Genomic DNA, 17430 nt, shown 5'->3' with positions numbered 1-17430 from the left:
ATGGCCGAGCGCGCGCCCCTGACGTCTGTCCGCACCGCGGCCCCGTCGGGGGCATCGGTGCGCGACTGGCTGCTGCGCACCACGGCGCTGCTGCCCATCGCTTTCGGCGCCGCCGGCGCGGGGGCGCAGGTCGTGGCTACGAATGCCGGCCCGACCGGTGGCCAGGTGGTCGCGGGCCAGGCCAGCATCGCGACCGCGCCCAATCGCACCACCATCACCCAGACCACCGACCGCGGCGTCATCAACTGGCAGCAGTTCAATGTCGGCTCCCAGCACACGGTGCAGTTCCAGCAGCCGAATGCCGGCAGTTGGACGCTGAACCGCGTCGTCACCAGCGATCCCTCGGTGATCGCGGGCCGCATCCAGGCCAATGGCGGCGTCGCCATCGTTAACCAATCGGGCATCGTCTTCGGCCAGGGTGCCCAGGTCGATGTCGGGTCGCTGATCGCCAGCGCTCCCGGCATCACCAACGATAACTTCATGGCCGGCCGCATGCGCTTCGACCAGGCGGCGCTGCCGGGCGCCCGGGTTGAGAACCGCGGCCGGATCACGGTGCCGGACCGCGGCATCGCGGTGCTGGCCGGACCGCGGGTCACCAATTCCGGTGAGATCCACGCACGGCTCGGCCGCGTCGTGCTGGCGGGTGCCGAGGCCTATGCGCTCGATCTCGCGGGCGATGGCCTGCTCAGCATCGACATCACCCAGGCGGTGCGCGGCGACGGCGCCGCGGTCGTCACCAATGAGGGGGTGATCGAGGCCAATGGCGGCAGCGTGCTGCTGACCGCGAGCGCCGCCGGCGACCTGGTCGAGGGGCTGGTGCGCAACACCGGCCGCATCACCGCCAATACCGAGGCCGGCCGCACCGGGGAGGTGGCGCTGCGCGCGGCGGGCGGCGGTGTCGAGGTCACGGGCACCATCACCGCGACCGGCGGCGCCGGGCAGCGGGGCGGGCGCATCGCGGTGCAATCGGGCGAGAGCGTGCGCGTCGGGACGGGCGCCGTACTGGACGCCTCGGGCGGCACCGGCGGCGGCACCGTGCTGGTCGGCACCACGGGCGTCGGCCGCAACCAGACCATGGCCCGGCGCACGACGGTCGAACGCGGCGCCACCATCAGCGCGGATGCCACGGTGCTCGGCCAGGGTGGCACCATCGCGATCAACAGCACGGAGATGACGGTCGTCGAGGGACGGCTGACGGCGCGTGGCGGGCCACAGGGTGGCGATGGCGGGCTGATCGAGCTGTCCGGGCAGGGCGAGATGCGCCTGAACGCCACCTGGGATGCCTCGGCGCCGGCGGGCCAGGCGGGATCGCTGCTGCTCGACCCGACGCGCATTGAGGTGCTCAACGATTCGACCCCGGATGACACCATCCCGGCAACTGGCCCCGCGACGATCTCCGCCACCAGCGGGGGCGGCACGCTGCAACTGAATGCGGCGGAGCTCTCCGCCTCCACCGGCAATATCATCCTCGAAGCGCTGCTGGGGATCCGGATCACCGGTGCCGTCACCAAGGCGCAGGGCGACCTGACGCTGCGCACCACGGCGGCGGCCGGCACCAACGGCCTCGACGGCATCTCGATCGAGGCGCCGGTCCACCTCACGACCGGCAGCTTCACTGCCAGTACCGCCGGAACTTTCACGATCGCCGGCACCGGCAGTCTCAGCGTCGGCGGCGCCGCGGCGACGATCACGGCGATCGGCAACATTACGTTTGCGGGCATCCTGGGCGGCCTTGCCGTCGGACTGAACACCGACGGCGACATCGTACAGACTGGCGGCCTGCTGGCCGCAGAAAGCCTGTCGATACGCGGCGCCAACGGCACTGCGGCGAGCAGAGCAGGTAGCGCAAACCTCGTTCAGCTCGGGAACGACATCCGCCTTCTCGACGCCCGCACGACCGGGGTGCTCGTTGTGGTGACCGACCCCACAGGCGGACAGCTCACTATCCGCCAAGCGGACGGTGCGGGCATGGGCATCATCGCGCTTGCCGGAGGCAGCCTATTGATCCAGGGAAGCGCCAGCGGCGGCATCGGAGTTACCTCGACCGCCGACGTGACACTGCGTGGCGATTCGATTGCGGTGCAGAATTCGGTCACCGGCGGCGCCAGCCCGTTGGTCTTCGTGGCCTTTGAGCTGCGTGACGGCGGAGCCCTGACCGGGACCGGGGCAATCACTACGGCCGGCGGCACAGTCCGGACCGGTGCTGACGGCGCTCCCACAGCGTTGCGCATCGTCGACAGCGGAACCGCCGGTGCCGGTAGCATCATGGTGTCGTCGCAGACACTCGGACAGGTGAGTGCCGGTGTGCTGGCGATCGGCAGCATCGGCGGCGCGACCGTTACAGCGACGAGCATCGCGGTCGGCGGCGCCATCGCACCGCAGGCCGGGACCCGGGTCCAACTAGAGGCACTGTCCGGCAATATCGACATTGGCGCCGGGATCACCGGAACCGGCGTCACCGCAATAGCCCTGGGCGGCGCAATCACTCTGGATTCAGGCTTCGCCACCGCCGGCGGCGTTGGACAAATCGTGTTTAGTGCCGCGAATGCGGTAACTCTGAATGGCAACGTCACCGGCGACGGCGCCATCATAACATCGGCCGAGGCCGGCATCACCCTGGGCGGCACCGGCAGCATCGACGTCGGTAGCGGTGCGCTGACTTTGCAGGCCGCCGGCGGAGTGACTCAGAACGCCGGAGCCGCAATCACCACTGGCAGCCTGAGCGTGCTCGGCGCCACCGGCGGCACCTCTTCGGCGGCGTCGGTCGACCTTGGCCGGGCCGGCAACGCCATCACCGCGCTCGACCAAGTGCGGGCAACCGGCGGGATCATCGTCCATGGCGGCTCCGGCACGCTCTCGATCGGCGCCGGCGCGAACGTCATCGGTGCCAACGTCACCTTGATCGCCACGGGCGGCATCACCCAGACCGCCGGCAGCATCAACGCCGGCGCCGGCGCACTGACCTTCCGGAGTGACGGTGCAATCGGCCAGAGCGGGGGTACCGTCACTGCCGGCAGCCTCAGCACGCTCGGCGCCGCCGGCGGCACTACAGCGGCGGCCTCGGTCAACCTTGGCCAGTCCGGCAATGCCGTCGCGGCGCTCGACCAGCTCCGTGCGACCGGCGACATCACGATCCAGGCCGGGGCCGGCGCGCTCGCGATCGACAGCGGCGCGGCTATCAGCGGCGCCAACATTACCCTGACCGCAACCGGCGATATCGTGCAAGCTGGCGGCGCCATCAATGCCGGCAGCGGCGCCGGCACGCTGACCCTGCAGAGCGACGGCGCTGTCGGCCAGACCGGCGGCACCATCGCGGCCGGCAGCCTCAGCGTGCTCGGTGCCGCCGGCGGCACCACCGCAGCAGCGTCGATCAACCTGGACCAGTCCGGCAATGCCATCGCGGCGCTCGACCAGGTCCGTGCGATCGGTGACATCGCGATCCATGCCGGCGCGGGCACGCTCGCGATCGGCACCGGCGCGGCCATCCTTGGCGCCAACATCGCCCTGACCGCCACCGGCGACATCACCCAGACCGCCGGCACCATCAATGCCGGCAGCGGCGCCGGCACGATGACCCTGCAGAGCGACGGCACGGTCAGCCAGGCGGGCGGCACCATCAACGCCGGCAGCCTGAACGTGCTCGGTGCCGCCGGCGGCACCACCGCAGCAGTCTCAATCAGCCTGGGTCAGTCCGGCAACGCCATCGCTACACTCGGCCAAGTCCTCGCGATCGGCGATGTCGCGGTTCATGCCGGCGGCGGCACACTCACGATCGGAGATGGCGCGGCCATCCGCGGCGCCAACGTCACGCTCATCGCGGCCGCCGCCGTCTCTCAGACCGCTGGCACCATCACTGCCACCAGCGGCGGATCGCTGACCTTACGGAGCGACGGCGCAGTCGGCCAGACCGGCGGCACCATCACCGCCGGCAGCCTGAACGTGCTCGGCGCTGCCGGCGGCACCGACCCGGCCGCCTCGGTCAACCTCGGCCAGTCCGACAACGCCATCGCCGCGATTGGCCAGATCCGTGTGACCGGCGACATCACGATCCACGCCGGCACCGGCGCCGACCCGCTGTCAATCGGCGCCATCGGAACCACCACCGGCAACATCGCGCTTTCGGCAGCCAGGGCAATCGACGTGACCGGCGCCGTCAGCGGCGTCAACCTGACCATCACCGGCACCACCATCACCATCGCAGCCACCGGCCAGGTCACCGCCACGGGTGGCGACCTGGTCCTGAACGCCACCGATGCCAGCGGCATCGCCTTCGCTGCCGGCAGCAGCCTGACCGGCGCCAGCGGGCATCGCCTCGTGCTCCGGGCCGATGCGCTCAGCATCGATGCCGGGGCCGCGCTCACCCTGACCGGCACCGCTGTCGAGGTCGGGCCGCAGACTGGCGGCCACACCGTGCTACTGGGCGCAGCCGGCAGCGGGTTGAGCCTGGACGTGGCGACGCTGGGCCGGCTGACCGGCTCGGGTGCCACATCCCTGCGCTTCGGCGAGACGACCATTGGCGCCGACACCCAACGCGGCGGCGACCTCACCCTCGGCAGCGGCCTCAGCTTTACAAGCGGCGACCTGACACTGGTCAGCGGCGGTGCGGTCGCACTCGGCGCCAACGCCGTCACCACGACTGGCCACAACTTCAACATCCACGCGGATGGCGTGGTGTCGGGCAGCGGTACCCTGCAGGCGGCATCGCTCGTCATTCGCGGCGCGACCGGCGACAGCGGCAGTGCGGCGGGTGCGGTCACCCTGGACGGCGCGAACAGCGCCGTGGGCATCCTCGACGCGCGCAGCACCGGGGACATCGTCTTCGCGAATACTGGTGCCGCACTGACTGTGCGCCGGGCAAGCGGCGCCTCCGTGGCCATAGACGCCCTGGGCCAAGCGGTCACCGTGGAGGCCGGCGGGGCCGGCATCGTCGCCAGCGATGATGTCAGCCTGCGCGCGTCCTCCATTGCACTTGGCGCGGGCATCGCCGCCGGCAACGGACAGACGCTGTCATTGCAGATCGCCAGCGGCGGCACGATCACCGGCGCCGGTACGCTCTCGGCCATCGGCGGCACCATCGAGATCGGCGCGGCGGCGACCGGCGCCGCCCTGACCGTCGGCGCGTCGGGCATCGCGACATCCGTGCTCGGCGCCGCTCAGGCCGACACGATCGTCGTCGGACGCAGCAGCTTCAACGGCGGAGCTGCGATCACGGCCGACAGTGTCACGGTGTCGAGCGCGGTCGCTGTCATGGCGAGCGTCGGGACCCTCTCCTTCCGGGCCGGCAGCGACGTCATCCTCAACGCCGCCGTGAGCACCGGCAGCAACCGCGCCGTGGCACTCGACGCCGGCAGGGACATCGTTCAGACCGCCGCCGGCCTCATCACCACCGGTCGCCTCGACGCGAATGCCGGCCGCGACATCCTGCTCCACGCCGGCGACCCGGGCCGCACGATCCTCGGCACATGGAACCAGATCGCGACGCTCGGCGGCATGACGGCGGGCGGCAACCTCGTGCTGAACGCCAACGGCGCTCTCGGCATCACCGGCAACGTCTTGGCCGCCAACGCCACGATCGCTGCCAAGGGGGCGCTCAGCCTCGGCAGCGCCGCCACGATCACCACCATCGGCGGCACGACGCAACTCGCCGCCGGCGGGGTGGTGACGCTCGCCGGCGTCATTGATGCCGGGAGCGGCGGCACCGTCACGATCGGTAGCAGCGCCGCGATCACCCAGACCGACGGCAGCATCACTGCCGGCACCTTCGGCGCCTCCGGCACCACCATCAATCTGTCGGGCGGCACCGGCAACAACCTCGGCGCGCTGGCGCTGCGCGCCACGACGGGCAACCTAGCCTTCGACACCGACGGTACCCTCACCCTTGCCGGCACCGTCAATGTCGCAATCATCGGCGGCAGCGATGCATTCGGCGGCCTTTCCGCGGCCGGGGACCTCTCGGTCTCGGCAGGGACCATCATCGGCGGCGCAGGCACCGTCTTCCAGGCCGGCGCCGGCCGCAGCATCACCCTGCGTGCCGATACGCTGAGCCTCGACAGCAACACCACGATCGGCGCCCAGGGGGGCGGCGCGCTCGCATCGCTCTCGATCGGGCCGCGCACTGACGGCCGGACGATGGTCATCGGCGGCCCCGATATCGCCGGCACCCTCACACTGTCCGACGGCACCGTGGCACGGCTGCTGCTGGTCAACGCGCCGTTGCGGCTCGGCCAGACGGTGGTTGGCGGCTCGACGGTGCTGGCGGGCGACGTCCGCGTCGCGACGTCGTTGACCGTGAGCGGTTCGCTGACCCTGGCCGGCAGCAACGACATCACTTTCGACGCGGCGACCCAGGCCGCAGACCTGACCGCCATCGCCGGCCGCGACATCATTCTACCGGCGACGGTCACCACTACCGGCGGGAACATCATCCTCTCCGCCACCCGCTCCATCACCCAGACCGGCGGTGGCCTCAACGCCGGCAGCGGCCTTGTGGCGGCCAATGCTGGCGGCGATATCGATCTGCGTGCCGGGACCAACAGCTTCACCAGCTTGGCGGCCGCGAGCAGCGGCGGCGCGGTGCGGGTCGCGACCAATGGCGCATTGGCCACCGGCACCGCCAACGGCGTGCCGCTGCCGGGCGGCGGCACCACGGCCATCGCCGGCCTAACGGCGGCGACCGACGTCTTTCTCCAGGCCGCCGGCCTGACCGTCGCTCACACGGTTGCCGGCAACAGCGTGACGCTGCGTGCCAACACCTTGGATATCCAGGCGGGTGGTCTGGTGACCGGCACCACCATGGTGGCGATCGAGCCGTTGGGCACGGGCCCTGCCATCCAGATCGGCGGAGCGGACGTCGGCGGCACGCTGTCGATCAACAATGCTGAACTGGGCCGCATCAACACGCCGCTCCTGGTCTTCGGACGCAGCGACAATGCGCGCGATATCCGCACCGCCGCCGACGCCGAAGCCGGCACGAATTGGAGCGGCGCGCTGCGGCTGATCGGCAACAATGTGACGATCGCGGGCACCCTCGCGCCCAGCAGCCTCGCGCTCTGGGTCAGCGGCACCGTCAGCGACATCGAAGGCGGCACCTTCAACATTGGCACGGTGAACACCCCGGGCCTGACCCTGCGCGGGCTTGCCGGCGGAGAGACGGATGGCGGCTCGATCATATTCGAGGGACGCTACCAGACCATCGACGCCCTCGACATCCGCTCCGCCGGCACGGTGAGGCTCTTCCTCGACCCCAATGCCAGCACCGTCCAGGCGAATCAGCTTCGCGGCGCCAGCGTCGAACTCACCGTCCTCGGCGGCGGCATCACGATCGGCAGCGGTGGCGCCACGACGACCAGTGGCAACCTGACCCTGCAGGCCAGCGGTGCACTCAGCATCGACGGCGCGCTCAGCGTCACCGGCGGCAACCTGACCCTCAGGGGTGCCAGCGTCACCACCGCGGCGGCCGGCGACGCCATCGTCACCGGCACCGCCCTGGTCGCCGCGACCGGCGGCGGCGCGACGCTCGATGGCGATATCACGGCCAGTTCCGTCACCCTCACAGCCACCGGCGCCATGAGCGTCAGCGGCGCGATGCAGGCGACCACCGGCCTGACCGTCAGCGGCAGCTCGGTCGCGCTGACCAGCGGCGTGACTGTCAACAACGGCGCCGTCTCGATCACTGCAACCGGAGGAAGCGTGACCGTCGGTGGCGCCATCTCCGGCCTCGCGGTCACAGTGACCGGTAGCGACGGCGTGGCGATCGGCGGCGACGTCACTGCCACCGGCACCAATGTGCTGATCGACGCCGGCCAGGCGATGGTGCTGACCAACAACGTCACCGCCGCCGGCAGCGTGACGCTGCGCGCCAACAGCATCACGCAGACAACCGGCGTGATCAGTGGCACCGGTGGCAGCGCCACTGGCCTCGTGGCGGTGGGCCGCACCGGAGACGTCATCCTTACGGGCGACAACTTCATTTCGATACTGGACGCTACGGCGGCAGGCTCGCTCTCCGTCAGGTCCGCCGCCACCGAGACGCTCGTCGTCGCCCGGGCGACCGGAACCGGTAGCGTGACGCTCGATGCGTCGGCCCTGTCTCTCACCGGCGCAGTCGGTGGAGCGGGCGCTACGGTCGACCTGCGCACCAGCACCGGTGGCGTCACCCAGACCGGCACCGGTATCATCACTGCGCAGACCCTGGCCGGAGACGTCATCGGCGATGTCGCCCTGGCGACGGCTGCCAATGCGGTGGCCGAGACTGGCAGCTTCACCTTCAGCGGCAATTTTGCGCTGCGCACCAGCGGCAGTCTGGCGGTGACCGAAGCCCTCACCGCCACCTCCGGCAAGACGATCACCCTGCAAGCCGCAGGCAATCTCGCGCTGCAGGATTCGCTCCGAGCGGATACCGTTTCGCTGGCCGCGACATTCGGCGGCATCAGCCAGACCGGCGGGATCATCGCTGCGGTTACGTCCGGCGTCAGGACGAGCCTCGATGCCAGCGCCGGCGCGGGTGTTGCGCTGGATTCCACCGCGAACGATGTCGGCATGCTGACCGGCGGCAATGGCGGCAGCGGCGGCTTCCTGCTGCGCAACAACGGCGACCTGGCGGTCACGGGGCTGGTGCAGACGGGCGCCGGCACCACGCTCCAGCTCGACGCCGCGGGTACCATCACCCTCGCCTCCAGCGGCACCCTGAGCGCTGCGGGAGGCACGGTGGCGCTGGCGGCAGATGGCGCGGTGACGCTGGCCGGCACTCTCACCGCCATGAATGCCTTCATCACGACGGCTTCGACGCTGCAGCAGGCTGTTGGTGGGATCGCCACCACCGGCGTTCTCGCGGTGCGGGCGACGGATATCAGTCTTCAGGGGCCAGGCAACGCCATTAGCCAGCTCGCTGCCGAAGCGACCGCGGGCAACGTGGTGGTGGCCTCGACCGGCACCATGGCGATCGGCAGCGGCACGCCGCCGGGCGGGACCCTCATCACCGGGGTCAGCGGCAACACGGTCTTCCTGACCGCCGGCGGGCTGAACATCAACCAGGCGGTGACCTCGGCCCCCGGCAGCACGGTCACGCTGCGTGCCGACAGCATGAACATCGCGGCCGCGGTCAGCGCCAGCGGCGGCACGGTGCTGCTGGAGCAGGCGACGCCCAGCCGCAGCATCTCGCTCGGAGCCGAGAATCCGGCCACGCTCTCGCTCTCCACCACCGAACTCGCGCAGATCCATGCGAACCTGCTGGTGATCGGACGCGGCAGCGGCCAGATCATCGTCGCCGGCGATATCCAGGCGCCGGCCAGCGTCCCGACGCTGCGCCTGCTCGGCAGCGACATCGCGGTGAATGCGCTGCTGGCCGGCCCGGTGGGCGGCGTGACCCAGCTCCAGGCTTTGACCGGCAGCATCACCACCGCCGGTTTCGGCCGGGTCACCGGCCAGCGCCTGGAGGCGAGTGCCGCCGGCAACATCGCCTTGACCGGCGCCAACGACTTCGCAGAAGTGGCCGGCAGCGCTCCCGGAAACCTTGCCTATCGCGACAGCAACGGCTTCGCGGTTGCCGCCCCCGGCATCCAGGCCGGCAGCGTCAGCCTTAGCACCGATGCGGGCAACATCACCCAGCAGGCGGGCGCCGCGATCGCGACAGGGGCGCTGGATGCGCGGGCGGCGGCAGGCTCGGTGCTGCTCGATGGCGGCTCGGCCGCCAGCGCCGGCGCCGACCTCAACCGGGTCGGCGCGGTGACGCGGCTGGTGGCTTCGAGTGGCGGTCTGGCGCTGCTGCGCAACGCCCATGGCTTCGACATGGCGGGCCTCGCTGACAACGGCGCCGGCGGCACGCTCGGCACGCTGCGGCTCTTCGCCGCGAGCGGCAGCATCACCCAGTCCGCCGGCCCGCTCCGCGTCACGCGGCTGGAAGCAGAGACGCCCGGCGGCTCGCTGCTGCTCGGCCAGGCGAATGGCATCACGACCCTCGGCGATATCCGGGTCGCGGGCGATCTCGTCGTCACCAATGACGGCAGCCTGATCCTCGCGGCCCCCATCGATGTCGGCAGCTTTGGCGGCGGCGGCTTCGGCACCGCGATCCTGACGGTGAACAACGGCAACCTGCTGCAGGCGGCCGGCGCCAGGCTGAGCGCCGACCAGCTCGTGGCCAATGCGCTGACCGGCAGTGTCCTGCTGGATGGCGGCGGATCCACCAACCCGGCCGACCTGCTGCGTGTCGGCAATCTCGCCGGCGGCTATGCGGCGCAGTCGATGGTGCTGCGCTTCGGCAATGCCATCACGGTCACGGGCCTGGTGCAGGCGGGCGCCACCGCCGGCACGCCCACCGGCACGCTGGCGCTGGAAGCCCCGGGCATCGCGATCGGCAGCCCTGGCCAGGGCGGCACGCTGCTCCGCGCCGGCACCGTGGTGCTGCGCACCCAGGCCGATTTCGACGGCCCGGCGATCGCCGGCAGCGGCAGCATCGTCCAGCAAGGCGGCGCGATCGAGGCGGTGAACCTCGCCGCCTCGGCGCCAAGCGGCGACGTGCTGCTGGGCCTTACCAGCAACCGCTTCAATGCGCTGGCGGCCGGTTTCTCGGCGAATGGCTCGGCCAGCACGCATAGCCTGATCGCCGGCGGCAGCATCGACATCGCCGAAGGCGGGCCGGGCTTCATCGTCCTCGGCGGGCTGCAGAACGGCGGCAGCAGCATCCAGCTCCGGTCACTCGGCGATCTGACCTTCAACGCGGCGACCAGCGTCGGCGGGCCGATCGACCTCTCGGCCGCCGGCACCGTGACCATCGGCACCGCGGCCGACCTGCGGTCCGACACACTGCTGACGCTGAACGGCGGCGCCGGCATCACCGTGCAGGGGGCGGTGACGGCATCGGACATCCTGGCCAATACCGGCGGCAGCTTCACCCTCGCCGACAGCGGCCGCATCGCCGGCGGTAGTGCCCCCGGCGGCAGCGTCTCCGTCACCGCCGGCCATGTCGAGACCAGCGGCGGTGTCATCACCGCGCATGACGTCACGCTGCAGACCGGCACCGGCACCATCGTGAATACGACCTTCGGCGCGCAGGGCCTGGTCAATATCCTCGCCGGCGGCGCGCTGCGGGTGGCCGGCGTCGGCGTCAACGCGGATGCGATGCAGGCCCGCACCAACGGCCTGCTGACGCTCGCGGGCGGCAGCTATACGATCGGCAGCGTCGTCGTCTTCGCCGGCAGCGCCGGCATCAACACCGAAGGCACCGTGCAGGTGCGGCCGCGGACCAGCGGCACCTTCCCGGCGATCGTGCTCGACAGCCGGGCGCCGGGCACCCAGCCCGATCCGCTCACCATCGCCCGGCCGGATGTCACCGGCCTGGCGCCCGACTTGCAGGAGACCCAGGTGCGCCTGCCCAATACGGACGCGCCCGGCGATTTCGGCGCCGCCAGCAGCGCGCCCGCCGGTGCCATCCGCTTCAGCCTCGATGCGCAGCAGAGCCCGCTGTTCCTGCTGATCGACGGCGGCTCCGCGACCGGCACCGTCAACACCAGCGGCCGCATCGGCATCCATGGCCGCGGCGGCACCGTCGAGATCACCGGCACCCTCGTCGACTCCTCCGGCCAGCGGATCGAGGGCCAGGCGGCGGCGCGCATGACCGATGCGACGCGACCGGCGACCGGTGCCGAGATCTCCCGCTTCCGGATCAACGACTGCGTCGTCTCCTCCTTCAACTGCGTGGTGCCCGCCCAGGTGATCGTGGTTCCGACCGCAGCGCCGGTGCCGCCGCCGCTGATCTATGGCGGCGTCGGCCGCGATCCCGATGCGGTGAGCCCGAACGTGTCGGAGGAATGGACCGCGCCGGGCGACGACGAAGAGGACGACAAGCGCTGATGCGCCTGCGCTTCTCTGCCATGGTGCTGTTTCTGCTGCTCGGTGCCTGCGCCGAGCCGCCGCCCGAGGCCTATGTCACGCGCGGCGGCGGCCAGGCGGGGCAGCCCGCCGGCAATGACAGCCGCGGCGATGCCTGCACCGTGCAGGCCGGGCGCCAACCGCCCGCCGACCGACCGGTGATCCGCGCCCAGGAAACCTATTGCGGCGGCTGGTCGCAGCCGGCGGCACGAATCATCCATCTGCGCGGCGCAACGGGCGCCGCGGATCTCGATGCCCTCGCCGCCTCCGGCCTCTGGCGGAGCTGGCTCGATCTGCGGGTCGCCTGCGGTGCGCCGGTTGCCACCACGGTCGCCGGCGGCGCCGCGGCGCGACTGCTGAGCTGCACGCGCCGCTCCGGCGGCTGGCCGCATGTGGCGCTGGTGATCGCGGGGGCCGAAGGGCCAGTGGTCGCCGACGGCGTTGCCACCGCGACGCCGGTGATCGAGCGGCTGGCGCTCGGCCGGCAGGTCGCCGGCGATGCCGGCTCGCGCTCGGCCGCCATGCAGCTTGCGGTCACCCGGCTCGCGGCCGATGCCTTCCGCACCGGCGATGTCGGCCGTTACGAGGAGCTGATGCGCCTCGGCGCCGACCTGAACCAGACCGAGAACTACACCGCCGCCGAGGAGGCCTATCGCGCCGCGCTCGCGGTCCAGGAACGGGTGCTCGGGCGCGACAACCCGAACATCGTGGGCGCGCTGCTCGGCCTCGCGGTCAACATCTCCAACCAGCAGCGCCCGCGCGAAGCGCAGATCCTGCTCGACCGCGCCGGCCAGCTTGCACCGCAGGCGGCGGACGTCATCGCGCCGGCCCGTTACCTGCACTACACCGGCCTCGCGACGATGAACCGCGGCGACGCCGCTGCCGCCATTCCCATCCTGGAACAGGCGGAGACCGCCTATCGCGCCCAGGTGCCGCAGGAGGCGCTGGAGGATACCAATGTCGCCGGCATCGTGGCGGACCCGATCGCACAGTCGGCGATCCTCGGCCTTGCCGAGGCCAAGCGGAACCGCGCCCTCGCCCTGACCCGCGCCGGCCGCTCGGCCGAGGCCACCGCATTGGTCAACGAGGCGCGCACGCTGCTGCGCCGCGCCGGGCTGGAGGCGACCATCACCATCGGCCGGGCGCTCCGCACCCAGGCCGGCGCGGAGGCACGCCGGGGCCGCACCGAAGCGGCGGCACGCCTCATGGAGCAGGCCGCCAACCGCTTCGCGGTCGCCGTGCCGGGCGAACGGCCGGAGGCGATCACCCTGTTCCTCGCCGGCAGCCAGCGGCTGCTGACCGGCCGCCGCGCCGAGGCGCTCTCCGCCTTCCGGGCCGGCGCCGCCATCGTGCGTGCACGCCAGGTGGCGCTGCCGGTCGAGGCGGTGATCCCCTATCTCGACGCGCTCAACGCTGAAGCCGCCGCCAGCCCCGCGCAGGACCAGGCCCTCCGCGCCGAGATGTTCGCCGCCGCCCAGCTCGCGCAGCGCGGCTCCACCGCCCGCTTCGTGCAGCAGGCGAGCGCGCGGGTCGGCGCCGCCGGCGGCGATACCCGGGTGGCCGAAGCGGTGCGCGGGCTGCAGGAAGCCGACCGCGCACTGCGCACGCTGTTCAACGAGCGCGACGTGGCGCTCGGCGGCGGCAATGCCGAGTTGGACGCCCGGATCAATGCCGCGCAGCAACGCCGCAACGAAGCGGAATCGGAAGTCGCGGCCGCCGCTCCCGGCTATCGCCAGTTGCTGCTGACCGCGGTCGATACGCCCGCCGTCGCCCGCGTGCTGGCGCCCGACGAGGCGCTGGTGACCATGCTGCTCGGCCCCCGCCATGGCTATGTCATGGCGATCCGCCGTGGCACCGTCACCGCAGTCCGCACCACGCTCAGCGAAGCCGAGGCCAACCAACGCGTGCAGCGCCTGCGTGCCAGCATCGAGCTGAACGCCCAGGGCCAGGTGCCGGTCTTCGACGTGGCGGAAGCCCGGGCGCTCCACGCCGCGCTGCTGGCGCCGCTGGCGGCCGCGACCGAAGGCGCTGCGACGCTGATCGTGGCGCCCGATGGCGCGCTGCTGTCGCTGCCCTTCGGCCTGCTGCTGGCCGGCCCCGCCGATCCGGCAGCACTCGGCCGCGCCCCCTTCCTGATCCGCCGCCACGCCATCGTGCATGTGCCGAGCCCACAGGCGCTGGCGACGCTGCGTGCCGCGCCCGGCGGCTCGGCCGCGCCGCTGCCCTATATCGGCTTCGGCGATTTTGTGCCGCCGACACCGGCGCAGCTCGCGCGCAGCTTCCCCGCCGATCGCTGCGGGGAGGATGCGCGCCTCGCCCAGGGCCTCGGCCGCCTGCCCGGCACCCGCACCGAGGTGCAGGCGGCGCGCCAGCTTACCGGTTCCGCGCCGGACGCCGTGCTGCTCGGCGGCGATTTCACCGCGGCCAAGCTGCGCCAGGCCCGGCTCGGCCAGTACCGGATCCTGCACCTCGCGACCCACGCGCTGCTGGCCGGCGAGCTGAACTGCCTGCCGGAGCCGACCATCCTGCTCTCTGCGCCCGCCGGCGCCGCCGACGCGAATGCCGCCTTCATGCGCGCTTCCGAAGTGCTGAACATCCAGATGGACGCGGACCTCGTGATCCTCTCGGCCTGCAACACCGGCGGCGCCGGCGGTGCCGGCGGCGAAGCGCTGTCCGGGCTGGCGCGCGCCTTCTTCTACGCCGGCGCGCGCGGGTTGCTCATCACCCACTGGGCGGTCGATGACGGCGCTGCGGCGCTGACCGTCGCGGATGCCATCCGGCGCCAGCAAGGCGGCGCCAGCTCCGCCGCCGCGCTGCGCGGCGCCCAACTGCTGCTGCTGGACGAGGCCGGTGGGCGGCTGCCGGCCAATTTCGCCCATCCCTATTATTGGGCGCCCTTTGCGCTGATCGGCGACGGGCGACGCGCACCCGCGCGAAACGCATCCGTTAACGACGCGCCACGCAGCCCGATCGCCACGGTTCCGGCAGGCGACACCGCCGGGGCTTCACGTCTATAACGGACATAGGATCTCGAGGACCCAGCGGGGTGCGATGCTTCCGGCCGAGCTAGCCCAGAAATACGAGGTGCGCGGCACCCTCGGTGCCGGTGCCATGGGCACCGTGCTCGATGCCGTCGACCGCATCATCGAGCGCCGCGTCGCCATCAAGGTGGTGAAGATGCCGGCCGCCAACGACCCCGAGGGCAAGGAGGCGCATGCGCGCTTCCGGCGCGAGGCGCAGGCGGCGGGGCGGCTCAGCCACGCCAATATCGTCGGCGTCTACGACTATGGCGAGAATGCCGAGACCGCCTGGATCGTGATGGAGCTGGTCGAGGGCGGCAGCCTGAAGGATCGCCTCGACCGGCAGGAGCGCTTCACCGTCCAGGACGTGGCGCGGCTGATGGAGCAGGTGCTCTCCGCCCTCGCCTATTCGCATGGTCGCGGCGTGGTCCACCGGGACATCAAGCCCGGCAACATCATGCTCAGCTCCCAGGGGCCGGACGCCTCGGTGAAGATCGCGGATTTCGGCATCGCGCGCCTCGAGAACTCCTCGATGACGCAGGTGGGCACGCTGATCGGCACGCCCTCCTACATGGCGCCCGAGCAATTCCGCGGCGAGCCTGTCGATGCCCGCGCCGATATCTGGGCGGCTGGCGTGATGCTCTATCAGTTGCTCACCGGGGAAAAGCCCTTCGAGGGCGGCTTCAGCGCGGTGATGCACAAGGCGCTGAACACGGAGCCGCCGCCGCCGTCCGAGCTTTCCGTCACCGTGCCGCGCGCCTTCGACGCCGTCATCGCGCGCGCCCTCGCCAAGCGCCCTGACGAACGCTTCGCCTCCGCCGATGCCTTCGCCCAGGCGATCCGCCAGGCGCTGACTGCGCCCTCCGGCGCTGCGCCCTCGGCACCGCTGCCCCTCATGATGCCGGATAGCGACGCGACCCTGGTCGCGACCGGTGGCGGGGCCGGCACCATGGGTGGCCTGTCCGGCGTCGGCCTGCCCGGGCTGCCCGGTCTGGACGGAACCGCCGCGACCGGTACTACCGCGTCGCGCCCGGCATTCCCGCCCGCCACCGAGCCCAAACCGGCGAAGCCCGAAGGGAAGCGCGGCGCGCCGCTCGGGCTGATCTTCGGCGGCGCGGGTGGCCTCGCGGCGATCGCGGCCGCAGCCTGGTTCTTCGTGCTGCAGCCCCCGCCGGGCCCGACGCCGGAGGAATTGGTCCGGCAGGCCGAACTCGCCCGCCAGGCGGAGCTTGTCCGCCAGCAGGAAGCGCAGCGGATCGCCGCTGAAGCGGCACGCCAGGCCGAACTTGCCCGCCAGCAGGAAGCCCAGCGCCAGGCGGAGGCGGCACGGCAGGAGGCCGAGCGCCAGGCCGAGCTCACCCGGCTGGCGGAGATCGCCCGCCAGCAGCGCCTGACGGAGCAGGAGCAAGCCCGTCAGCAGGCGCTGTTCCGCCAACAGGAGGAAGCCCGCCAGGCGGAAGCCGCGCGGCAGGCGGACGCGGCACGGCAGGCGGCCGAGGCAGCCAGACAGGCGGAGCTCGCGCTTCAGACGGCGGAAGCGGCGCGCCTCGCCGAGCTCGCACGCCAGCAGGAGATCGCCCGCCAGCAACAAGACGCCGCGCGCCAGGCCGAGTTGGCTCGGCAGCATGAGGCGGCACGGCAAGCTGAGCTGGCGCGCCAGCAGGAAGCGGCCCGCCACGCGGAGTTGGCACGGCAGGCAGAGGTGGCGCGGCAGCAGGAGGCCGCACGGCAGGCGGCCGAGCTTGCGCGGCAACAGGAGGCCGAGCGGCAACGCCAGGCCGAGCTGGAACGCCAGCGGCAGCTCGCGCTCGTGCGGCCGGATTTCCGGAGCGCCGCCGCGGCCGCGGTCGCCGCCGCAAGCTGTGGATTGCTGACCTGGACCGCGAGCGATCAGAGCCTGTCGATCGCCGGCGTGGCCCGGCGCGGCGAGGATGCCGCCATCCGCCGCGAGCTGACGGCGCGCAACGTGCCCGAGGACTCCGCCCGGCTGGCCCTGCAGCTCTTCGACGGGCCCTATTGCGGCACCCTCGACGTGTTCCGCCCCGTGCTGGCACTGGGCGACTCCGCGCCACGCGTCTCCGTCCTGGGCACGATGCCGCTGGCCAAGGGGCAGTTCGTGCGCCTCGACGTCCAGATGCCGGATTGGCCCGCCTATATCCATCTGGCGTATTTCATGAACACGGGAGAGGCGGCGCAGCTTGTTCCCTCACCACTCGTTCCCTCAACGCTTCAGCAGCCGAGCGCGCGCCTTCGCCTCGGCGAGCCCCGCGGCAACTTCCCCGGCTGGGAAGTGGACGAGCCCTTCGGCACCGACCTGGCGATCGTGATCGCCTCCGACCGGCCACTGCTTGCCAGCGTCACCCGTCCAGCGAACGAGCGGCCGGAAGAATACCTCGCTGCCATTGCAACCGCCATCCGCAACAACCTGCGGGCTGGCGGGCGGGTGATAGCGCGGCCGGTGGTCGTCGAAACCGTGCGTGGGCGCTGACCGTCCGAGCACGATGCGCTCGCACTTCGCTTGATCGTGTGATTCAGACTTTTCAGC

The 17430-nt window shown here is 71.7% G+C and carries 3 protein-coding genes; all 3 read left to right on the top strand.

Annotated elements, in window-relative coordinates; translation table 11 throughout:
- The 3 genes from GXW71_RS26310 to GXW71_RS26300 are packed head-to-tail and all read left to right on the top strand — an operon-like array spanning position 1 to position 17373.
- The gene (locus GXW71_RS26310; RefSeq protein ID WP_211855677.1) at positions 1-11847 is read left to right on the top strand and encodes a two-partner secretion domain-containing protein; all 11847 of its coding nucleotides are present in this window, start codon (positions 1-3) and stop codon (positions 11845-11847) included.
- The gene (locus tag GXW71_RS26305) at positions 11847-14882 is read left to right on the top strand and encodes a CHAT domain-containing protein (protein WP_211855676.1); all 3036 of its coding nucleotides are present in this window, start codon (positions 11847-11849) and stop codon (positions 14880-14882) included. The genes GXW71_RS26310 and GXW71_RS26305 overlap by 1 nt, the downstream gene beginning before the upstream one ends.
- 34 nt (positions 14883-14916) lie before the next feature.
- Positions 14917-17373, top strand: a complete 2457-nt coding sequence (locus tag GXW71_RS26300; RefSeq protein ID WP_211855675.1) for a serine/threonine-protein kinase — start codon at positions 14917-14919, stop codon at positions 17371-17373.
- Positions 17374-17430: the final 57 nt, after the last annotated feature.

This window comes from Plastoroseomonas hellenica, assembly GCF_018129085.1.
GTDB classification, from domain to species: Bacteria; Pseudomonadota; Alphaproteobacteria; order Acetobacterales; family Acetobacteraceae; genus Plastoroseomonas; species Plastoroseomonas hellenica.
Note: the sequence above shows the minus strand (reverse complement) of the source record. Positions and strands in the feature narration are given on the sequence as shown.